The following is a 238-nucleotide window of genomic DNA, read 5'->3' as shown; positions in this document are numbered from 1 at the left end:
ATGGCCATCAGCCACGAAGAGCGCGCTCTGGACACGGGCGAGCGTGAACTGGTCGCTCAGAGCCGTGACCTCGGCGCTCTCAATCAGGCCCAGCTGACCGATCTGCAGAAGCGGCTGCGCGCCCGGCGCGACCGGGTCCAGCGCATGATCCGCACACGGACCCGCAACACCGAAGCTCCCGGCCCAGACACGGGCGCGCGCCAGAAGAAGGCCCTGCTAGCCGAGGCCGTGAAGCGGG

At 69.7% G+C, this 238-nt stretch carries 1 protein-coding gene; it reads left to right on the top strand.

The annotated features are described in order from the left end of the window. On the top strand, nt 1-238 hold a 238-nt coding region (locus ACM0OW_RS25910; RefSeq protein WP_414553596.1), incomplete at both ends, for a hypothetical protein.

Origin of the sequence: Anabaena sp. CCY 0017, from assembly GCF_963920885.1 — a bacterium.
Lineage (GTDB): Bacteria > Cyanobacteriota > Cyanobacteriia > Cyanobacteriales > Nostocaceae > Nodularia.
Note: the sequence above shows the minus strand (reverse complement) of the source record. Positions and strands in the feature narration are given on the sequence as shown.